Annotated in this window: 16 protein-coding genes; 4 read left to right on the forward strand and 12 right to left on the reverse strand. The window is 73.0% G+C overall.

Translation table 11 applies throughout. The features are described from left to right. Nucleotides 1-15: 15 nt before the first annotated feature. From HCN51_RS33985 to HCN51_RS34005, 5 genes are all read right to left on the reverse strand, one after another. Nucleotides 16-2,001 (reverse strand): hypothetical protein, encoded by a 1,986-nt coding sequence (locus HCN51_RS33985; protein WP_168015220.1) that lies wholly within the window; start codon nucleotides 1,999-2,001, stop codon nucleotides 16-18. Between the two features lie 67 nt (nucleotides 2,002-2,068). Beyond that, on the reverse strand, nucleotides 2,069-2,875 hold the full coding sequence (locus HCN51_RS33990; RefSeq protein WP_206068204.1) for an ABC transporter permease subunit: 807 nt from the start codon (nucleotides 2,873-2,875) through the stop codon (nucleotides 2,069-2,071). Then, nucleotides 2,865-3,788, reverse strand: coding sequence for a carbohydrate ABC transporter permease (locus tag HCN51_RS33995; RefSeq protein ID WP_346433885.1), 924 nt, complete (start codon nucleotides 3,786-3,788; stop codon nucleotides 2,865-2,867). The genes HCN51_RS33990 and HCN51_RS33995 overlap by 11 nt, the downstream gene beginning before the upstream one ends. Further along, nucleotides 3,785-5,026 carry an ABC transporter substrate-binding protein gene (locus HCN51_RS34000; protein ID WP_168015224.1) on the reverse strand — a complete coding sequence of 414 codons (1,242 nt, stop codon included), beginning with the start codon at nucleotides 5,024-5,026 and terminating at the stop codon, nucleotides 3,785-3,787. Before HCN51_RS34000 ends, HCN51_RS33995 begins: the two co-directional genes overlap by 4 nt. Continuing rightward, nucleotides 5,023-6,255 carry a Gfo/Idh/MocA family protein gene (locus tag HCN51_RS34005; RefSeq protein ID WP_168015226.1) on the reverse strand — a complete coding sequence of 411 codons (1,233 nt, stop codon included), beginning with the start codon at nucleotides 6,253-6,255 and terminating at the stop codon, nucleotides 5,023-5,025. The genes HCN51_RS34000 and HCN51_RS34005 overlap by 4 nt, the downstream gene beginning before the upstream one ends. A gap of 102 nt (nucleotides 6,256-6,357) precedes the next feature. Here HCN51_RS34005 and HCN51_RS34010 point away from each other — a divergent pair, with 102 nt between their 5' ends. Then, nucleotides 6,358-7,455, forward strand: coding sequence for an ROK family protein (locus HCN51_RS34010; RefSeq protein ID WP_168015228.1), 1,098 nt, complete (start codon nucleotides 6,358-6,360; stop codon nucleotides 7,453-7,455). Between the two features lie 75 nt (nucleotides 7,456-7,530). On the opposite strand, the gene HCN51_RS34015 is transcribed toward HCN51_RS34010, so the two are convergent. Continuing rightward, complete coding sequence (locus HCN51_RS34015) at nucleotides 7,531-8,058, reverse strand: TetR/AcrR family transcriptional regulator (RefSeq protein WP_168015230.1); 528 nt, start codon at nucleotides 8,056-8,058, stop codon at nucleotides 7,531-7,533. Between the two features lie 100 nt (nucleotides 8,059-8,158). On the opposite strand from HCN51_RS34015, the gene HCN51_RS34020 reads away from it, so the two are divergent. Beyond that, on the forward strand, nucleotides 8,159-10,384 hold the full coding sequence (locus HCN51_RS34020; protein WP_168015232.1) for an MMPL family transporter: 2,226 nt from the start codon (nucleotides 8,159-8,161) through the stop codon (nucleotides 10,382-10,384). Between the two features lie 207 nt (nucleotides 10,385-10,591). Here the strand turns inward: HCN51_RS34020 and HCN51_RS34025 are convergent, their stop codons facing one another. Genes HCN51_RS34025 through HCN51_RS34050 form a run of 6 tightly spaced genes read right to left on the reverse strand, consistent with a single transcriptional unit; the run spans nucleotide 10,592 to nucleotide 14,581 of the window. Further along, entirely contained in the window at nucleotides 10,592-10,987 is a 396-nt protein-coding gene (locus HCN51_RS34025) for a hypothetical protein (protein ID WP_168015235.1), read from the reverse strand. 12 nt (nucleotides 10,988-10,999) lie between these two features. Next, nucleotides 11,000-11,323 carry a hypothetical protein gene (locus HCN51_RS34030; protein ID WP_168015237.1) on the reverse strand — a complete coding sequence of 108 codons (324 nt, stop codon included), beginning with the start codon at nucleotides 11,321-11,323 and terminating at the stop codon, nucleotides 11,000-11,002. A 48-nt stretch (nucleotides 11,324-11,371) separates the two neighbouring features. After that, nucleotides 11,372-12,013 carry an ArsR/SmtB family transcription factor gene (locus tag HCN51_RS34035; RefSeq protein ID WP_168015239.1) on the reverse strand — a complete coding sequence of 214 codons (642 nt, stop codon included), beginning with the start codon at nucleotides 12,011-12,013 and terminating at the stop codon, nucleotides 11,372-11,374. After that, complete coding sequence (locus tag HCN51_RS34040) at nucleotides 12,013-12,504, reverse strand: cupin domain-containing protein (RefSeq protein ID WP_080042211.1); 492 nt, start codon at nucleotides 12,502-12,504, stop codon at nucleotides 12,013-12,015. The genes HCN51_RS34035 and HCN51_RS34040 overlap by 1 nt, the downstream gene beginning before the upstream one ends. A gap of 31 nt (nucleotides 12,505-12,535) precedes the next feature. Next, nucleotides 12,536-13,435, reverse strand: a complete 900-nt coding sequence (locus HCN51_RS34045) for an LLM class flavin-dependent oxidoreductase (RefSeq protein WP_168015241.1) — start codon at nucleotides 13,433-13,435, stop codon at nucleotides 12,536-12,538. A gap of 57 nt (nucleotides 13,436-13,492) precedes the next feature. Further along, entirely contained in the window at nucleotides 13,493-14,581 is a 1,089-nt protein-coding gene (locus HCN51_RS34050) for an alcohol dehydrogenase catalytic domain-containing protein (RefSeq protein WP_168015243.1), read from the reverse strand. Between the two features lie 156 nt (nucleotides 14,582-14,737). On the opposite strand from HCN51_RS34050, the gene HCN51_RS34055 reads away from it, so the two are divergent. Together HCN51_RS34055 and HCN51_RS34060 are read left to right on the forward strand one after the other, a co-directional pair. Further along, nucleotides 14,738-15,994, forward strand: a complete 1,257-nt coding sequence (locus HCN51_RS34055) for an ABC transporter substrate-binding protein (protein WP_168015245.1) — start codon at nucleotides 14,738-14,740, stop codon at nucleotides 15,992-15,994. After that, on the forward strand, nucleotides 15,991-18,582 hold the full coding sequence (locus tag HCN51_RS34060; RefSeq protein ID WP_168015247.1) for an ABC transporter permease subunit: 2,592 nt from the start codon (nucleotides 15,991-15,993) through the stop codon (nucleotides 18,580-18,582). Before HCN51_RS34055 ends, HCN51_RS34060 begins: the two co-directional genes overlap by 4 nt.

Genomic DNA, 18,582 nt, shown 5'->3' on the forward strand with positions numbered 1-18,582 from the left:
TTCCCTCCAGAGGGGTCATGGGCGGCGTCTTCTGCGGAGGGGGCGGGTGCCGCGGCCCGTGCCGGGGATGAGGCGCAGGGGCCGGTCGCGGGAGGCGCGTAAGGGCCCGGCCACCAGCTCGCGCAGCTCCTCCAGCCCGGCCAGGTCGTGGTGTCCGGAGTCGAGGAGCGCCGTCGCGAGGTCGTGGGCGTCGTGCCCGGCCATCGACCGTAGCTGCTCGATGACCACCGCGGGACCGCCGAGCTCCAGGAGTGAGAGGAAGTTCTCCGCGGCCAGCAGCAGGTGCTCGCGCCGGTCCAGTGCCGCCGGGTCGATCTCGCCCGCGTCCACGAGGAGGGTCAGGGCGGTGGGGGCGAGGACGGGGTCGTGGCGGAGGTCGCGGACGAGGGCCTGGCCCTCGGGCAGGGCCTGCGCGAGCACGGCGAGCATGGCGGCGGCGCGGGTGCGGAACGGGCAGTCGCGGGCGGCCCGAAGCAGCGCTTCGAGGTCCTGGCCTGGGTGGGAGAGCCAGGCGTTCAGCTCGACGGCGGCCGCGCGGGGCGGGTAGTGCTGGGTGAGGACGCCGAGGAGCTCCGCCGGGGGTGCGGTGGCCAGCTCGCCGATCAGCGGGGCGTCGCGGCCCTCCCGCAGCAGGCGGTCGCGGACGGACCGCAGGGCGAGGGGGGTGAGGCGGGCGAGGAGGAGGTCGGGGGAGGCGAGGCGCTCGCGCAGGCGTTCGACCGCCTCCGGAGGCAGTGCCCCGTCGTCGAGGTCGCTCGCGTAGCGGTCGTCGGCGGGGCCGCGGGTGAGGTCGACGGCACCCAGGTCGGCCAGGACGTCGAAGGCGCGTTCCAGGTCGAGGGCGGTGCGGCGGCGCCACAGGTCCTTCGTCCGCTCGGACGTCGCGTCCATGGACACGTGCTCCTGACAGGCCGGCCAGACGGTCTCCTCCAGGCGGGCCACGGGCACGTCGTCCATGCCGTACAGGGTGGCGAGCACGTCGGGCAGGACGTCGGCGAAGCAGCGGCCGAGGACCCCGGCCCGGCCGCTCATGCTGATCTCGGCGCCGAGCTCGGGCAGGACGTCGAAGGCGCGGGCCCACAGCGCGGCCGGGTCGTGCGGGAGCGTGGCGGAGCGCGCCTGGAGGAGGCGGCCCTTGGTGACGCGGACCAGGCCGAGCCGCCGGGCCCAGGCCAGCAGGAGGCGGAGCCGGGGCAGGTCGGCGGAGCTGCGGACCTGAAGCTCCGCCTCGCCGGTGCCGAGCAGGGCGGACAGCTCGCGGGCGTCGGCGAGCGTGAGGTGGCCGGAGCGGGTGAGGGGGCGGCCCAGCTCGCCCGCCCAGGTGGCGAGGGTGGTGAGGCGGCGCACGGTGACGCTGCGTGCGGCGGCGCCGGCGAGGTCGTCCGGAGCGGGCAGGGCGATGGGCGGTTGGGGGAAGGCGCGCTCCTCCTCGAGGTCGAGGTCGGTGCGGGTGTGGCGGGCCTCCAGGAGGCGGTCGAGCAGGTCGCGGTCGTAGCGGATGCGGCCGGCGTCGAGGTCGAGCTCGAAGTCGCGCAGCGCGCCCGGGCCGGTGAGGTCGCTGCCGTGGTCGAGCGCCGTCTGCGCCCAGAACGTGGCCGGCCCTTGCAGGTGGGGGTCGTCGAGGGCGTTGCGGAAGTCGGGCAGGGTGCGGGTGATGGCGTCGTCGGCCTGCGCGGGCGTGGCGCCGCGCGGGTCGCGCAGGCCGGTGGCGGCGAGGTAGTGCAGGAACGTGCGCAGGATCTCGGGCGCGATCTCCAGGATGTCCCTGGGGGTGACGACGTATTTCGGCACCCACGCCAGGAGGTAGCGGCGGATCTGCGGCTCGTCCCAGTAGGCGAGGCGGCCGTCGCGGCTGTGGTGGCGGGCGTCGAGGGCGGCGGCGACCAGCGGGCCGTCGGCGGGGCGGCCGTGCGCGTCGGCCCAGGCGAGGCAGCGCCTGGTCAGGATGGCCTTGGCCGCCTCGTACGGTGCCGTCTCCTCGGGCTCGAACCACGTGCGCAAGCGCGGGCCCCCTCTCTGGGGTGCGGTCTGACCCTCCAGTATTCCGGTGCCGGGCCTCCGGCGGGGGCTACTTCAGCGCACCCGCCGTCAGCCCCGCCACGATCCGCCGCTGGAAGAACAGCACGAGCAGCACGAGCGGCAGCGTGACCAGCACGCCGGCCGCCATCTGCGTCCCGAAGGGGGTGTCGAACTTGGCCGCCCCGGTGAACTGCGCGATCCGTACGGTCGCCGTCTGCCGCGCCTGGTCGTTGACCATGGTGACCGCGATGATGAACTCGTTCCAGGTCGCGATGAACGCCAGGATCGCCGTGGTGAAGACGCCCGGCGCGGCCAGCGGCAGCATGACCCGCCGGAAGGCGGCGAACGGGGTGCAGCCGTCGATCATCGCGGCCTGCTCCAGCTCGTACGGGAGCTGACGGAAGAACGCCGTCAGGTTCCAGATCGTCAGCGGCAGCGCGAACGACATCGACGGGACGATCATCGCCTGGTACGTGTTGATCCACCCGATCGCGGTGAACAGCTTGAGCAGCGGCACGATGAGCAGCGCCCCGGGGAACATCGACACGGCGATGACCAGGGCGAGCACGACGTTCTTGCCGCGGAAGGACAGCCGGGCCAGCGCGTACGCGGCCAGCGTCCCGACCAGCAGCGTCACGGCGGTGGTGACGCCGGCCACGACGAGGCTGTTGAGCAGCGACCGCCCGAACCCCATGTCGGCGGCGAACACCGCCTCGTAGCTCTCCAGCGACCACGGGCTCGGCAGCGGTGTGGTGTCGTGGATGTCGGCGGTGCGGCGGAAGCTCGACACCACCATCCAGTAGAACGGCACGAGGCAGTACAGCGCGATGCCGATCGTTCCCGCCCTACGCCACACGTGCATTCCCTTCACGCCGCCCGCTGAGCCGCCGTTCCCGGACGTCACTCAGCAGGTCGGCCCCGAGCAGCTTCACGAACACGAACGCGATCACCGCGATGTAGACGAACAGGGCCGTCCCGTAGGCGGAGGCGGGCCCGTAGTGGACGCGGGTGGCCTCGTCCCAGATGAGCCCGGACAGGGTCTCCACCGACTGCTTGCGCGGCCCGACCAGCACGTACGGTAGGTCGAAGACCCGCAGCGCGTCCATGAGCCGGAACAGCACGGCCACCAGCAGCGCGGGCTTGACCAGCGGCAGCGTGACCCGCCGGAACGTCTGCCAGGGGGTGGCGCCGTCCACCCGCGCCGCCTCGTACACCTCGGCGGGGATGATCTGCAGCCCGGCCAGGACGAGCAGCCCGACGAACGGCGCGGTCTTCCAGGTGTCGGCGACGATGACGGCGAGCTTGGCCCAGGGGCCGTCGGCGGTCCAGAGGATCTGGGTGCCGAGCAGCGCGTTGGCGACGCCGTCCGCCTGGAAGATCCACTTCCACATGAGGCCGGCGACGGCGGTCGGCACGGCCCACGGGACGAGGATGCTGGCCCGCAGGAACGCGCGCCCGCGGAACGCGCGCCGCATCACCAGCGCCATGGCCATGCCGAGCACGACCTCCAGGGAGACGGTGACGACGGTGAACAGGGTGGTGTTGAGGGCGGCGTTGATGAAGCGCTCCTGCGCGACGCCGGCGTAGTTGGCCAGCCCGGCGAACCATTCGCCCTCGACCACGAACCCGTCGGCGTCGAGGCGCTGCCCGCTCTCGTAGAACGACTCCCGCACGGCGGCGACCAGGGGGTAGAAGACGACGAGGGCGAGCACGAGCAGGGTGGGGGACAGCATGGCGGCGGCCAGTCGTCCCGACGATCGGGCCTTCACTTGAGCAAAGGCCCGAGCGTGGTCTGGAGCTCCGACAGGCCCTGGTCGACCGGCTTGGCGCCGGTGATGATGGCGTACGCGGACTCCTGGACGGCGGCGGTCACGTCGCCGTACCGGACGGCCTTGGGGCGGGGCTTGGCGGCGAGGATGCCCTCCTTGAGTGCGGGCAGGTACGGGTACTTCTTGATCATTTCCGGATCGTCGTAGATCGCGGCGCGCGGCACGGGCATGGAGCTGGTCCGCGCGAACGCCTTGATCTGCTCGGCACTCGTCATGAACGCGACGAAGTCGCGCGCCGTCTGCTTGTGCTTGGAGAAGGCGGAGACGGCCAGGTTGTTGCCGCCGAGGGTGCCCGCGCCGGGGCCGTTCAGCCCGGGGATCGGGGCGACGTCGAACTTGCCCGCCACCTTGCTGGAGCCGTCGGTCTTCTGCGCGGCCTCGTAGCCGTAGGCCCAGTTGCGGTAGAAGAGCAGCTTGCCCTCCTGGAAGGCGACCCGTCCCTCTTCCTCCTTGTACGTGATCGCCTCCTTGGGGATCATCCCGCTCTTGAAGGCGTCGGCCAGGAATTGGGCGGCCTGCTTCGCCGCTTCGCTGGTGAGCTGGGGCTGCCCGGAGGCGTCGAGGAGCTCGCCGCCGGCGGAGGCGACGGCCTCGGAGAAGTTCACGGTCAGGCCCTCGTACTTGTCGAACTGGCCGCCGTAGCAGCTCATGCCCTTCTGCTTGGGCAGGACCTCGTCGCAGATCTGCTTCATCTCGGCCCACGTCTTGGGCGGCTGCTCGGCCAGGTCGGTGCGGTAGTAGAGCAGGCCGGTGCCGGTGAAGACCGGCATCGCGTACAACTTGTCGCGATATTTCGCCGTCTCGATGGTGGTGGGCAGGAAGCCGGTGGTGTCCAGCTTGAGCTCCTCCACCCACCGGTTCGCGGCGAACTCGCTGGTCCACACGGCGTCGATGAGCATGACGTCACCGGCGTCGGACTTCGTCTGCGCGTTCTGGATGAGCTTGCGGCGCTGCTCGTCGGCGCTCTCCGGCAGCAGGACGACGCTCGCCTTCTCCTGCGGGTGGGCGGCGTTCCAGGCGTCGACGATCTTCTGCACCGACTCGGCCTCGAACTTGCCACCGAGGAACGTGATCGGCCCGCGCTCCTGGGCGGGCGCTTGAGGGGACGGCGACGATCCGCAGGCGGCCAGGCCCGCGCCGAGCGCCAGCGCGGCGGCGGTGACGTGCAGGGCTTTCATCGGGGGGTTCCTTCTTTCAGAGAAACGGTCTCGCCGCTCAGCCGGGACCGCTCGGCGGCCCAGGCGATGAGGTGGCTGTGCAGGCTCTCGGCCGGCGAGGAGAGGATCGGGGTGCGGTCCCGCGTGGCCACCGCCGTCAGGAACGCCTCCACCAGCGCTTCGTCACCGCCCCCGTGCCCGCCCCTGGCCGTGCCGTCCCCGCTCGGGCGGGTCTCGACGACGGAGGAGCGGCCGGTGACGAAGTCGTGGACGGTCAGGCGGTCGCCGTCGCCGTCGATGGAGCCGCGGGTGCCGAAGATCCGGGTCTGCCTGTGCTGCGCGGGCGTGAACCCGGTCATGGTGAACGACGCGGTCGTGCCGCCCTCGAACTCCAGGTTCACCACCTGGTGGTCGACCACGTCGTTGTCGCAGGCGTAGACGCACCTGCCGTACGGGCCGGTGCGCAGCGCCTCCAGCACCCCCGCCTCGGAGACGTCGTCGGTGAGCACCGACAGCGGCCATGCGTGCTCGCCGGCGAGCGGCAGGTAGATGCGCCGGGCCGAGTACGGGCAGTCCGGCTCGACGGAACAGTCCAGGCAGCGGTCCGCGGCGCCCGCCGGCCGGTTCTCCGGCCGGAAGTGGTGCAGCCCGCCGAACGAGGACACGCGCGCGACCTGCCTGCCGGTCAGGTGCACGAGCCAGTCGAGGTCATGGCAGGACTTGGCGAGCAGCATGAACGTGGACTCGTCGGCCCGCCGCCAGTTGCCCCGCACGTAGGAGTGGGCGTGGTGCCACCACCCGACCGGCTCCAGGTGCTGGATGCTGACGATCTCCCCGATCCGGCCCGCGTCGATCAGGGCTTTCAGTGCCCGCGTGTACGGGGTGTAGCGCAGCACGTGGCACACCGCGAACACGACGCCCGACCGCTCGGCCGCCGCCACGATCGCCCGGCAGTCGTCCTCGGAGACCGCCATCGGCTTCTCCAGCAGGATGTCGTAGCCCAGCTCGGCGAAGCGCACGGCGGGCTCGACATGGTCCCGGTCCTGGGTGGCGATGACGACCGCGTCGGCCTGCCGGGGCAGCGCGGCCAGCTCCCGCCAGTCCGCGTACGGCACGGCGCCGGGGAACCGGTCGCGGCGGCTGTCCAGGGGATCGGCCACCGCGACCACCGTGGCCCGGCCGGCGGCGATGGCGTGGCGGGTGTAGGAGGTCCCGCGCGATCCCGCTCCGACGACGGCGAGCGCCACCATACCGAGCCCCTCCACTTATGTAACCAATTCACGTATGTCGGCCGATGCTAGGATCCGGGCTGGTAGTCGTCAATAGGGAAGTTTTGGGAAAGGGTCTCATAAGTGACCGAGCTCCGGCCGGGTGACGCGTCGCTGCTGCGCAAGGTGAACACCAAGGTCACGCTCAGCGCGCTGCGCCGGGCCGGCGTGGCCACCCTGACCCAGCTCGGGCGCGTCACCGGGCTGTCCAGGCAGACGGTCGAGGCGGTGCTCGACGAGCTGGGCGAGCGCGGCTACGTCCGGGAGGTGCCGCCCGACGAGGGCGTGATGGGGCGGCCGGCGCGGCGGTTCGGCTTCCGGGCGGACGCCGGCTACGTGGTCGGCGTGGAGGTCGGCGGCGACGCCATCGTGGCGGCCCTGGCCGACCTCAACGGCGAGGTGATCGCCTGGGAGCGGGCCGAGATCTCCGGCGACGCCGCGGCCCACGAGCGGCTGGAGACCGCCGAGCGTACGGCCCTGAAGTGCGTGGACGGCGCGGGCGTGGCGCACCGGCGGGTCTGGACGGTGGCCGCGGGCACCTCCGGCATCGTGGACAGGACCGGCCGCGTGTCCCTGTCGATCACCCTGCCCGGCTGGACGGGCGTGGACCTCGCGGGGCTGGCCGGCCGCTGGTTCGGCTGCACGGCGCTGGCCGCCAACGACGCCAACCTCGCCGCGCTCGCCGAGCACTGGCGCGGCAGCGCCCAGCACGCCGCCGACGTCGTGTACGTCCTGATCGGCCACCGCGCGGGCGCCGGCATCCTGATCGGCGGCCGGCTGCATCCCGGGCGCACCGGGGCGGCGGGCGAGATCGGCACGCTGCGCCAGGTCGGCTGGGAGGACGCGGCCCGCGAGCTGGTCAAGGACGCCTCGGCGGCGGAGGTGTTCGAGGCGGCGCTGGGGGGAGATCGCGACGCGGTGCGCCGGGTGGACCGCTACGCCGAGAACCTGGCCATCGGCGCCTCGGCCCTCGTCCTGGCCATCGACCCCGACCTGCTGGTGCTCGGCGGGGGCTACGCGCGCGCCGGCGCCGTGCTGCTCGAACCGCTGCGCCGGCACCTGGCCGAGCTGTGCGTGAGCGCGCCGGAGGTGGTGGCCTCGACGTTCGGGGACGAAGGCGTGGCCATCGGCGCGGTGCGCCTCGCGCTCGACCACGCCGAACGCGAGATCCTGGGGCTTTAGAGCGCCTTTCGATCGCGCCGGACGCGAGATCCCGGGCCTCTGGAACGGCCTTGCCGGACGCGAGATCCCGGGCCTTCAGAACGCCTTCGCGATCTCCAGCAGCACGTCGCGGACCTGCTCCTCGGGCAGGTCCGCCGTCTTGACCGCCCCCCACTGGAGCGCCCCGAGCAGCGCCCAGCTCTTGAGCCGGATCTCGGGGCCCGGGTCGTCGCCGACGAGCTTGGCGTAGATCGTGTCGCGGAACGTGGCGATCTGGTCCCGTTCGGACCCGGGGGTGGTCGTGGCGTCGTCGGCGGCCAGGTCCTCCATGAACAGCCGGATCACCGACCGGTAGCGCACCGCGAACTCCACCAGCGCCTCGACGAACGCGGCCCGGCTCGCGTAGGGGGCGTCGAGCAGCGCCAGCATGTCGCCCGCCACCGGCGACAGCAGCTCCAGCGCCAGCCGGTCCTTCGGATGGAAGTGGTAGGCGACCGCGGTCTTGGTGAGCCCGACGGCGGCGGCGATGTCGGACAGGGAGGTCGCGGCGTAGCCGCGCTCGGCGAACAGCTCCCTGGCGGCGGCGAGGATGCGGGTGCGGGTGTCGTCGGATGATGTGGTCATCGTCTCATTTCCCTGCGGGAGCGAGCCTTCCGGACAACTCCCGTCTTATCGTAGGTCCTGTACGACCGTACAGGACGGCCGTCGAGGTGGGGGCTGAGCGATGACGCGGTTACTGGGACGGCTGGGCGGCTGGTGCGCGCGCCACGGTTGGATCGTACTGATCACCTGGGTGATCGCCGCAGGCGCCCTGATGGGGAGCAGCCTCGCCTTCCCCAGCCCCACGAACAGCGACGCCAGCATCCCCGGCACCGACGCCCAGCGCGCCCACGACCTCATGAAAGAGGGCTTCGGCCCCGGTTACGCCGGCGGCGGCACCGTGCAGCTCCTCCTCTACTCCGCCGACGGGCCGCTCATCGAGGACGCCCGCAAGCGGGCGGTGGAGCGGGCCATGGACGAGCTGCGGACCATGCCGCACGTCACCAAGGTCGAGACCCCGTTCCGCGCCGGCGGCATCTCCTCCAACCTGCAGATCGGCCTCATCACGATCCGCCTGGAGGGCAACGACAGCGACAAGATCGCCCAGACCACCCAGGACCTGTCGAAAGCCGCGGACCCGGCGCGCGAGGCCGGCCTCGAAGTGGTGCCGGCCGACAGCTCGACCCCGGCCGACAAGGAGATCAAGACAGGCCCGAGCGAGATCATCGGCATCGTCTGCGCGCTGCTGGTGCTCGTGTTCGCGTTCGGCACGCTCGTCGCCGCCACCGTCCCCATCTTCGCCGCGCTGATCAGCGTCGCCTCCGGCCTCGGCGTCATCGGCCTGCTCGGCTGGGTCGTGGACATGCCCAAGCAGGCCGGCATCATGGCCACGATGATCGGGCTCGGCGTCGGCATCGACTACGCCCTGTTCCTGCTGTCCCGCCACCGCCGCCTGCTCGCCGAAGGGGTGCCGGTCGCCGAGTCCGTACGCCGGACCGTGGCCAGCTCCGGCGGGGCCGTCGTCTTCGCCGGCGGCACCGTCATCATCGCGTTGAGCGCGCTGCTGCTGGCCGGGTTCCCGCTGCTGGCCACGCTCGGCTGGGTCACCGGCATCTCCGTCGTGGCCGCCGTGCTCACCTCCGTCACGCTCGTCCCCGCCCTGCTCGGCCTGCTCGGCCACCGCATCAACTCCCTGAAGGTCCCGCTCCTGCGCGGCGCCGGCGGCTCCCACGCCGCCGGCTCCGGCTGGGCGGGGCTCGGCGCGTGGGTGGCCCGCCGCCCCTGGCGCACCCTGATCGGCAGCGTCGTCGTCCTCGGCGCGCTCGCCGCCCCCGCCCTCGCGCTGCAGCTCGGGCCGCTCGACGAGGGGTACGGCACGCGGGGCTCGGAGTCGCGGCGCGCCTACGAGCTCATGGCCACCGGCTTCGGCCCCGGCTTCAACGGGCCACTCATCGTGGTCGCCGAGCTGCCCGCCAAGGTGCCCGACGCCGACGCCCCGATCGTGGACGACCTCGTCCGCGAGGTGAAGGCCGTGGACGGCGTCAAGTACGTCGCCGACCCCAAGCTCAACACCTCCGGCCGCTCGGTGCTGCTCCAGGCCATCCCCGAGTACGCGCCCAGCGACGAACGCTCCGCCCAGGTCGTCAGGGACGTCCGGGCCATCTCCCTGCCCGGGGTCGAGGTGCACGTCGGTGGCAAGGTCGCCGGCCTGACCGACGCCGGCGACCGCATGAACGAGCGCACCCCGCTCGTCATCGGCGTCGTCGTGCTGCTCAGCGCGCTGCTCCTGCTGCTGGCCTTCCGCGCGCCGATCGTCGCGATCAAGGCGGCGGTGATGAACCTCGTCTCGCTCGGCGCGGCGTTCGGGGCGCTGGCGATGACCTTCTCCATCGGGCTCGGCAGCGGGCTCGTCGGCATGGACCCGCCGGTCAACTCCTCGTACGTGCAGACCATCTTCTTCTCGGTGCCGATCGAGAGCTACGTGCCGCTGATGCTCTTCGCGGTGCTGTTCGGGCTGTCGATGGACTACGAGGTGTTCCTGCTGACGGCGGTGCGGCAGTCGTACCTGCGGCACGGCGACAACGCCAGGGCCGTGGCCGAGGGGCTGGGCTCCACCGGGCGGGTCATCACCTCGGCCGCGCTGATCATGGTGGCGGTGTTCGTGGCGTTCATCGCCTACCCGGACGCCATGGTCAAGACGTTCGGGGTGGGGCTCGCGGTGGCCATCGCGGTGGACGCGACGATCATCCGCGGGTTCCTGGTGCCGGCCACGATGGTGCTGCTCGGGCGGCTCAACTGGTGGTGCCCGCGCTGGCTGGACCGGATCCTGCCCAACCTGTCGGTGGAGGGGCACGAGGAGGACGAGCCGCCGGCGGTGCGGCGGGAGGAGCCGGTCACGGCAGGAGTGTAGGGGCGGCTCCTCCGGCAGGCGGACCACCTGCTCGGCCAGGTCCCTGGCCCCCGCCGCGTCGGCGGCCTTGACGCCCTTGGCGGTCAGCTCCACCGACCGGTCATCGCGGCCGGCCTTGACGCTCACCTCACCGCGCCGCGTGCCCAGCCAGGCGACCAGCATCGTGGCGGGGAATGTATCGCGGGGCGCGCTCCCGCGGTACGGGTGTCAGCGGGTCCGGGTGCAGGTCTGCAGCGCGACCTCGTCGGGCACCGCCGCCGTGCCGCCGTCGGCGCACTTGATGCGCAAGGACACGTCGCGGGCGGCGCCGATCGCCTCGCCGGCGAAGTCGCCGTCGGTGACGGCGCCCAGCGAGGCCGAGCAGTTGCCGAACAGCACCGTGCGGCCCGGGTCGCCGCGCACGGAGTCGCAGGTGTAGGTGGGGACGATGATCGGGGGGAGCCCGGCCGCCCGGGCGGGCAGCGGGGCGGACAGGGTGAGGACGAGAGCGGCGACGGACAGGGCGAGCAGCGGCGTCCTTGCGGTGGACACGGCGGGGCTGACCAGCGGGGTCCTTGCGGCGGTCACGGTGGGGCTGGTCAGCGGCGTCCTTGCGGTGGTCACGGCGGGCCTCCGTCAGTCGGGGTCGGCGAGGTTGCAGGCGGGGACCCAACCGACGATGCCGGTGGTCGCGTTGGTGCCGTGGTGCCACAACGTGCTCTCGAAGTTGTCGCAGCGGTAGAGCCCGTGCTCCTCCGACCGGTCGGAATGGAAGCCCTGGCCGGCGAAGCCGAGCCCGTTGCGGCCCGACCCGGCGCGGGGCTCGCTCCAGATGATGACGCCCTGGGCGCCGAAGTCGTACAGGCGCCTGGCCTGCGCCTGCGTGGCGCCGGCGGGGGCCAGGCCGCTCAGCGCCAGGAGCGTGAGCAGGCCGGCCGTGGTGACTCGTCTGATGTGCACCGTGCCTCCTTCCGTGAGGTCCATTGCTCACGGTAAGCGCACGATCGCTCAGCGTGCCAATGGTTTTTCGGCGCGCCGCCAGCCGAGGAGGCCGCCGTCGAGCGGCCGGGCGTCGTAGCCGTGCGCGCGCAGCAGGCGCACCGCCTCGGGGGAGAGCACGCAGTACGGCCCGCCGCAGTACGCCACGATCTCCGCGCCGACGGGCAGCTCGTCCAGCCGGCCCCGCAGCTCCTCCATGGGCACCGAGATCGCGCCCGGCACGTGGCCGGCGGCGTAGTCGGCCGGCGGGCGCACGTCCACCACGACCGTGCCGGGATCCTCCAGCCGGGCGGCCAGCTCCTCGGCGGTCACCCCTTCGAGGCCGCCCAGCCGGGCGCGCACGGCGTCGCGCAGCTCGGCCAGCCGCCCGCCCGCGAACGCCTGGAGCTCGCCGAGGAACCGCGAGACCCGCTCGTCGGCCAGCCGGTAGAAGACGCGCGTGCCCTCGCGCCTGCTGGTCACCAGGTGCGCGGCGCGCAGCTGCTGGAGCTGGGCCGAGGTGTTCTTGAGCGGGATCCCGGCCGCCCGCGCCAGCTCCTCGACCGTGCGCTCGCGCTGGTCGAGCACGTCGAGCAGGCGCAGCCGCACGGGGCTGGCCAGTGCCTTGCCGACGCGGGCGAGCTGCGCGTAGATCGGCTCCTCGGGGAACATCAGACCATGTACTGGTCGTGGCGCAGGTACACGTCGGTCCACTCCTCGGGGGTGAGCTGCCGGCCGCTCTCGGCGATCGCGGCCAGCTCCTCGAAGTACGCCTCCCTCGGGGCTCCCGGGGTGAACAGGATGAGCATGGTGGCCGGCTCGCCCGACTCGTTGCGGAAGGCGTGCACGCCGCCCTCGGGCACGAACAGGAAGTCGCCCGGCCTGCCGTCGGCCCACTTGTCGCCGTTGTAGAGCCTGATCGTGCCGGACAGCACGTAGAACGACTCGGTCATGGTGCGGTGGAAGTGCGGGCTGGGGCCGCCGGGCTTGGGGCCCATCTCCCACCGGTAGAGGCCGTAGGCGCCGTTGGTGGTGCCGCCGGTGGCCAGGTAGTGGACCTGCGTGTTGGTGCCGATCGTCAGGTCGGGGGCGCGGTCGGCCAGGGCGAAGGTGCCGCTGTGCTCGCCGTGCTCGGCGAGGTAACGGGGCTCGGGGTAGGACATGCGCGGCTCTCCTCCAACATTCGAAAGAAGCTTAGAATAGTGCGGGCAGCACCTCCCCGGCCAGGCGTTCGAGCTGGGCGGCCTCATCCGAGATCGGGTCCAGCAGCACCAGGTCCGCGCCGGCCCGCAGCACCTCGTCCAGCCCCTGGGCGCACGCGTCGGGCGGGCCGGTGACGGCCATGTCGGCGCTGCCGTACATGCGGGTCAGGGGCGTCTCGACGCGGCGGGGGTCGCCCACCGAGATGTAGACGCGCTTGGCGACCTTGAAGCTCGCCGGGTCGCGCTCGGCTCGCTCCAGCTCCGCCCGCAGCGTGCGCACCTGCTCGGCGAACGCCGCCGTGGTGGCCGCGCCCGCACCGACGAAGCCGGTGCCGTACCGGATCGCGCGCCTGATCGCGGCGGGCTGGTGGCCGCCCATCCACAGCGGCGGGTACGGCTTCTGGTACGTCTTGGGCTCCATGGCGCCCTCGACCTGCCAGAACCGCCCCTGGAAGGAGAGCTTCGGCTCGCTCCAGCACGCCTGCATCAGCTCGATGCCCTCGGTGAAGCGCGACACGATGCCCTCGGCGGGAACGCCGAAGGGGGCGAGCAGGTCCCGCGAGCCGAGCCCGACGCCGACCTCCAGGCGTCCCCCGCTGAGCTGGTCGAGGCTGGCCAGGCTCTTGGCCAGGTGCAGCGGCTGGTGCAGGGCGCTGACGAAGACGGCGCAGCCCAGGCGCAGGCGCTCGGTGCAGGCGGCGGCGTACGTCATGACCTCGATCGGGCCGAGCGTGGGGACGGGGCTGAGGGTGCCCTCGCGGGCCCAGGCGCTGTGGAAGCCCAGCTCCTCGGCGCGGCGCAGGTAGGCGCGGAAGGCGGCGGGATCGAAGTCGCCGTCGGGGATCTGCTGGGGGAGGGAGACGGCGAAGCGGGCGTGCGTGGTTTCTGTCATGCATCACCGCATAACCCAGCTCCGGCGGCGCGTCCAGCGTCCCGCGCCGTCCCGCCGTCAGAACGTGATGACGGTCCGCGCGACGGTGCCCTGGCGGACGTGGGTGACGGCCTCGTTGATCCGGTCGAGCGGCAGCCGTTCCGAGATGAGGCCGGCCAGGTCGAGGCGGCCCCGCAGGTACTGGCCTGCCAGCATGGGCAGGTCGCGGTGGGGGGCGGCGTCGCCGCCCTGGGTGCCCATGAGGCGGCGGGAGGCGAACAGCAGGCCCGTGTCCAGCTCCATGGGGTGGCTGGCGGGCGGGCTGCCGACCATGACGGTCGTGCCGCCGGGCTGGGTCGAGGCGAACGCCTGGGCGAGGACGCCGGGGGCGCCGGTCGCGTCGAAGGCGTAGTCGACGCCGCCCTTGACCAGCTCGCTCACCTGCCGGGGCAGGTCCGAGACCAGCAGGGTGTGGGTGGCGCCGAAGCGTTCGGCCTGCTTGAGCTTCTGCTCGGCCACGTCGGCGGCGATGATCGTGGTGGCGCCCGCCAGCACCGCGCCCTGCACGACGTTGAGCCCGACGCCGCCGCAGCCCACGACGAGGACGGTGGCCCCGGCCGGCACCTGGGCGACGTTCAGCACCGCGCCGACGCCGGTGATGACGCCGCACGCCAGGAGGCACATGACGTCGAACGGCAGGGATTTGGCGATCTTCACGCACATGAGCTCGGGGACGACGGCGTACTCGGCGAACGAGCCGATGCCGATGAAGCGGCGCACCTCCTCGCCGTCGAGGGTGATCCTGGGCAGGCCGCCCATGATCGTGGGCAGGCGGGCGGGGCCCGAGCAGAGGTGGAAGCGGCCGGCGGCGCAGGGGCGGCAGCGGCCGCAGGGCCCGCTCATGGCGATGATGACGTGGTCGCCGGGCTTGAGCGCCGTGACTCCGGCGCCCACGGACTCGACCACGCCCGCGCTCTCGTGGCCGAGGATGTAGGGGAGCCTGCTGACGACGGGGCTCTTGCCGTCGATGGCCTTGAGGTCGGAGCCGCACACGCCCGACGCCTTGATCCGCACGCGGACCTCGCCGGGGCCCGGATCGTCGATCTGGGCCTCGCGCAGCTCCATGGGGGCGTGGAAGGCGGTGAGCACGGCGGCGCGCATCAGCATGCGCCTCACGCTAACCGGACCGCTTCTGTCAAACAAGCGGTTGTTCGGCAAATCCGATCACGCCCGTTGACGGGCCGCGCGCCGAAACTTACGCTCGCGCTAAACCAAGCGAGCGCTAGGCCAAAAAGGCGGGGCCGGGCGAGCGGGGAGGCCGTCATGGTGCGGAGGAAGTCGGCGGCGTTCGTGGTCGCGGTGCTGGCCGCCGGCTGCGCGGCCAGCGGATGCGCGGCGCAGCAGCAGGGCGGCGGGCAGGCGCGGGGCGCCGCCGCCGGCGTCACCGGCACGACGATCAGGATCGGCGGCGTGCTCACCAAGACCAGCGCCAGCGGCTACTCCACCAAGGACGCCGAGATCGGCGCCAAGGCCAGGTTCGAGCGGGCCAACGCCGAGGGCGGCGTGCACGGGCGGAAGATCGAGTTCGTCGGCGCCGAGGACGACGGCCAGGACGCCGCCAAGGGCGACGCGGCGGCCAAGAAGCTCGTGCAGAAGGACCAGGTGTTCGCCCTCGTCCCCGTGCACGCCCCCAACTTCGGCGGCGCCGCGTTCCTGGAGCAGCAGGGCGTGCCGTGGTTCGGCTGGGCGACCGGCCCCCAGTGGTGCGGCACCAGGACGGGCTTCGGCTACAACGGCTGCCTGGCCCCCAAGCAGGGAGCCGGGTCGCAGACGTGGTGGGGCAGGCAGATGGCCGACCTGCTCGGCGGTGCCGAGGGCAAGAGCGTCTACGTCCAGACCTCCGACTCCAGCGGCAGCAAGTACGGCGGCACCACCATCTCCCAGTCGTTCACCGCCGCCGGCTTCGAGCTGGCCGGCGTCAACTCCGGCCTGCCCGCCGCGGCCCCGCCCCCCGACTGGCTCCCGTACGTCAACAAGATCATGACCTCCGACGACGGCGGTCCCCCTGACGTGGTCGTCTCCGTGATCGCCGGCACCAAGTTCAACGTCGGCCTGTACGCCGCACTCAAGCGGGCCGGCTACCAGGGCGTGCTCACGGACGCCACCAGCTACGACGCCGCCATCCTCAAGGACCAGGCCAGCGCCCAGGCCCTCGACGGCGTCATCGCCGCGCCCATGTTCGAGCCGTTCGAGTCCACCGCCCCCGAGATCGCCAAGCTCAAGCAGGACGTCGAGCGGGTCGCCCCCGGCACCCGGCTCACCCAGCACCTGGCCATCGGCTACTGGGCCGCCGACATCTTCCTCGACGTCCTGAACAAGACCGGCAAGGACCTGACCAGGGAGAAGTTCCTGGCCACGGCCAACGGCTCGTACGTCTACGAGAACCCCGGCTTCGGCCGCATCGAGTTCCCCAAGGACCACAGCGAGCCGAACGGCTGCGGCGCCCTGGTCAAGCTGGAGGGCGGCGCCTTCCGGGTGGCCAAGAGCATGAAGTGCTTCGACAACGTGCCGCTGAAATGATCCTGGACTACGTGCTCAGCGGCCTGGTCACCGGCGCGGTCTTCGCGATCATGGGCTCGGGCCTGACGCTCTCGTACGCGGCCACCGGCGTGTTCAACTTCGCCCACGGCGCCATCGGCTTCCTGACCGCCCTGCTGTTCTACCAGCTCGGCCAGGCCGGGATGCCCGCGTGGCCGGCGGCCCTGCTGTCGGTGGCGGTCTTCGCCCCGGCCCTCGGCTACGGGCTGCACAAGGCGATGTTCAGGGGGCTCGCCCAGGCGGGGGAGACCGCGCAGATCGTCGCCACGATCGGGCTCACGATCGCGCTGCCCGCCCTCGGCCTGCTGGTCGTGGACCTGGCCGGGCTGCCCCCGGCGGACGCGACCGCGCTGCCGCGCGGCGTCGGGCCGCACCCGGCGCAGGCGTTCGACGTGCTCGGCGTGCGGCTGGACAGCGACCAGGCCATCACGTCCGGCGTCTCGGCGGTGGCGGCGGCCGGGCTGTGGGCGTTCCTCCGGCACACCCCGTACGGGCTGCGCATGCGGGCCTCCGTGGACCGCCGCCGGCTGGCCACGCTGCGCGGCATCGACGCCGACGCCACCTCGGCGCTGGCCTGGATGCTCGGCTCCGGCCTCGCCGGGCTGGCCGGCGTGCTGGCCGTGCCGGTGCTGGGGCTGGACGCGACCGCGTACACGGTGCTGCTGTTCGCCTCGGCGACGGCGGCGGTGTTCGGGCGGCTGCGCTCGATCCCGTGGACGTTCGCGGCCGGGCTCGCGCTCGGCGTCGTGCAGAACCTGGTCGCCGGCTACACCGACTTCCTCGAAGAGGTGACCGGGCTGCGCACGGCGGTGCCGGTGATCCTGCTGTTCGCCGGCCTCGTGCTGCTGAACAGGTCGCGCGAGCGGGTGGCGGGCAGCGCGGCCGAGGACGTGCCGCCGCCCGACCACCTGGCCGGGCTGCCGCCGTGGCGGCGCCGGCTCCCGTGGGCCCTGGGGGCGGCGGCGCTGGTGGCGTTCGCGTTCGCCGGCTCCGAGTACTACGTGGGCGTCGCCGCGCACGGGCTCGTGCTGGCGCTGATCTTCTGCTCGTTCGTGGTGGTGACCGGGATCGGCGGCATGGTGAACCTGGCGCAGGCCGCCTTCGCCTCCATGGCCGCGCTGACCTGCGGGTGGGCGTTCGCGTCCGGGCTGCCGTTCGTCGCGGCGATCCTGCTGGGGGTGCTGGCCGCCGCCGCCGTGGGGACGCTGGTGGCGCTGCCCGCGCTGCGGCTGGGCGGGCGGGTGCTGACGCTGGCCACGCTCGCGCTGGCGCTGCTGGCCGACCAGGTGCTGTTCCAGGTCGACGCGTTCAGCAACGGGACGATCGGCTGGCCGCTGCCCGCGCTCGGGTTCGGCTTCGCCGACACCTCCGACCCCCGGGTGCGGGTGGTCGTGCTGCTCCTGCTGATCGGGGCGGTGGCGCTGCTCGTCCGGAACCTGGAACGCTCGGCCTCGGGACGGGCGATCCTGGCCGTGCGGTCGGCCCCCGCGGCGGCCACCACGTCCGGGCTGTCGGCCGCCCGCACGAAGATCACGCTGTTCGTGCTGGCGTCGGGCATCGCCGGGCTCGGCGGGGTGCTGTTCGCGATCTCCAAGGGGTCGATCACGGCGACCGACCTGCCGGCGTTCTCCGGGTTCGTGTGGCTGGCCGTGGTGGTGCTGCAGGGGGTGCGGCGCGTCGGCGGGGCCGTGCTGGGCGGGCTCGTCGCGGTCGCCGTGCCCGAGCTGCTCGCCACCTGGGACGTCTCCGCGCACGTCGGCGCCATCCTGTTCGGGCTCGGCGGGATGATCCTGGCCAAGCATCCCGACGGGGTGCTCACCCAGCTCGCCGAGCTGCGCCGGCGCCGGACGGTCCGGCCCGCGCAGGAGCCGGCGGCCGGGCCGCGCGAGCCCGCGCTGTTCGCCATGGAGGGCGTCGTCGCTGGGTACGACGACGTGACCGTGCTGCGCGGCGTGGACCTGCGCGTCAACCCCGGCGAGGTCGTCGCGCTGCTCGGCGCCAACGGCGCCGGCAAGTCCACCACGTGCGCGGCGGCGGCCGGGGACCTGCCCGTCACCGGCGGCCGGATCCTGCTCGACGGCCAGGACGTCACCGCCTGGCCCGCCCACCGCAGGGCCCGCGCCGGCATCCTGCTCGCGCCCGAAGGACGGGGCGTCTTCCCCGGCCTCACCGTGGAGGAGAACCTGCGCACCTGGCTGCCCGACCCCGCGCCCGTCTACGAGCGCCTGCCGCACCTCGCCGAGCGCCGTACCGTGCTCGCCGGCGCCCTGTCCGGCGGCGAGCAGCAGCTCCTCACGCTCGCGCCCGCGCTCGTGCGGCCGCCGCGCGTGCTGATCGCCGACGAGCCGTCGCTGGGGCTGGCCCCGATGGTGGTGCGGCAGATCTTCGACGTCTTCGCCGAGCTGCGCGAGCGCGGGGTCGCGCTGCTGCTCGTCGAGGAGAAGGCCACCGAGGCGCTGGCCATCGCCGACCGGGTGGCGTTCATGCGGCTGGGCCGGGTCACGTGGGCCGGGCCCAGGGACGAGGTGGACAGCGAGCGGCTGACCGCCGCCTACCTGGGGGTGCGGTGA

The sequence above is a fragment of the Nonomuraea composti genome (genome assembly GCF_012034275.1).
Lineage (GTDB): Bacteria > Actinomycetota > Actinomycetes > Streptosporangiales > Streptosporangiaceae > Nonomuraea > Nonomuraea composti.

Excerpts from the sequence above, each read along its gene's own strand:
- HCN51_RS34000 (WP_168015224.1), bottom strand. The coding sequence starts at position 5,026 with ATGAAAGCCCTGCACGTCACCGCCGCCGCGCTGGCGCTCGGCGCGGGC.
- HCN51_RS34005 (WP_168015226.1), bottom strand. The coding sequence starts at position 6,255 with ATGGTGGCGCTCGCCGTCGTCGGAGCGGGATCGCGCGGGACCTCCTAC.
- HCN51_RS34015 (WP_168015230.1), bottom strand. The coding sequence starts at position 8,058 with ATGACCACATCATCCGACGACACCCGCACCCGCATCCTCGCCGCCGCC.
- HCN51_RS34020 (WP_168015232.1), top strand. The coding sequence starts at position 8,159 with ATGACGCGGTTACTGGGACGGCTGGGCGGCTGGTGCGCGCGCCACGGT.
- HCN51_RS34035 (WP_168015239.1), bottom strand. The coding sequence starts at position 12,013 with ATGTTCCCCGAGGAGCCGATCTACGCGCAGCTCGCCCGCGTCGGCAAG.
- HCN51_RS34040 (WP_080042211.1), bottom strand. The coding sequence starts at position 12,504 with ATGTCCTACCCCGAGCCCCGTTACCTCGCCGAGCACGGCGAGCACAGC.
- HCN51_RS34045 (WP_168015241.1), bottom strand. The coding sequence starts at position 13,435 with ATGACAGAAACCACGCACGCCCGCTTCGCCGTCTCCCTCCCCCAGCAG.
- HCN51_RS34050 (WP_168015243.1), bottom strand. The coding sequence starts at position 14,581 with ATGCTGATGCGCGCCGCCGTGCTCACCGCCTTCCACGCCCCCATGGAG.
- HCN51_RS34055 (WP_168015245.1), top strand. The coding sequence starts at position 14,738 with ATGGTGCGGAGGAAGTCGGCGGCGTTCGTGGTCGCGGTGCTGGCCGCC.
- HCN51_RS34060 (WP_168015247.1), top strand. The coding sequence starts at position 15,991 with ATGATCCTGGACTACGTGCTCAGCGGCCTGGTCACCGGCGCGGTCTTC.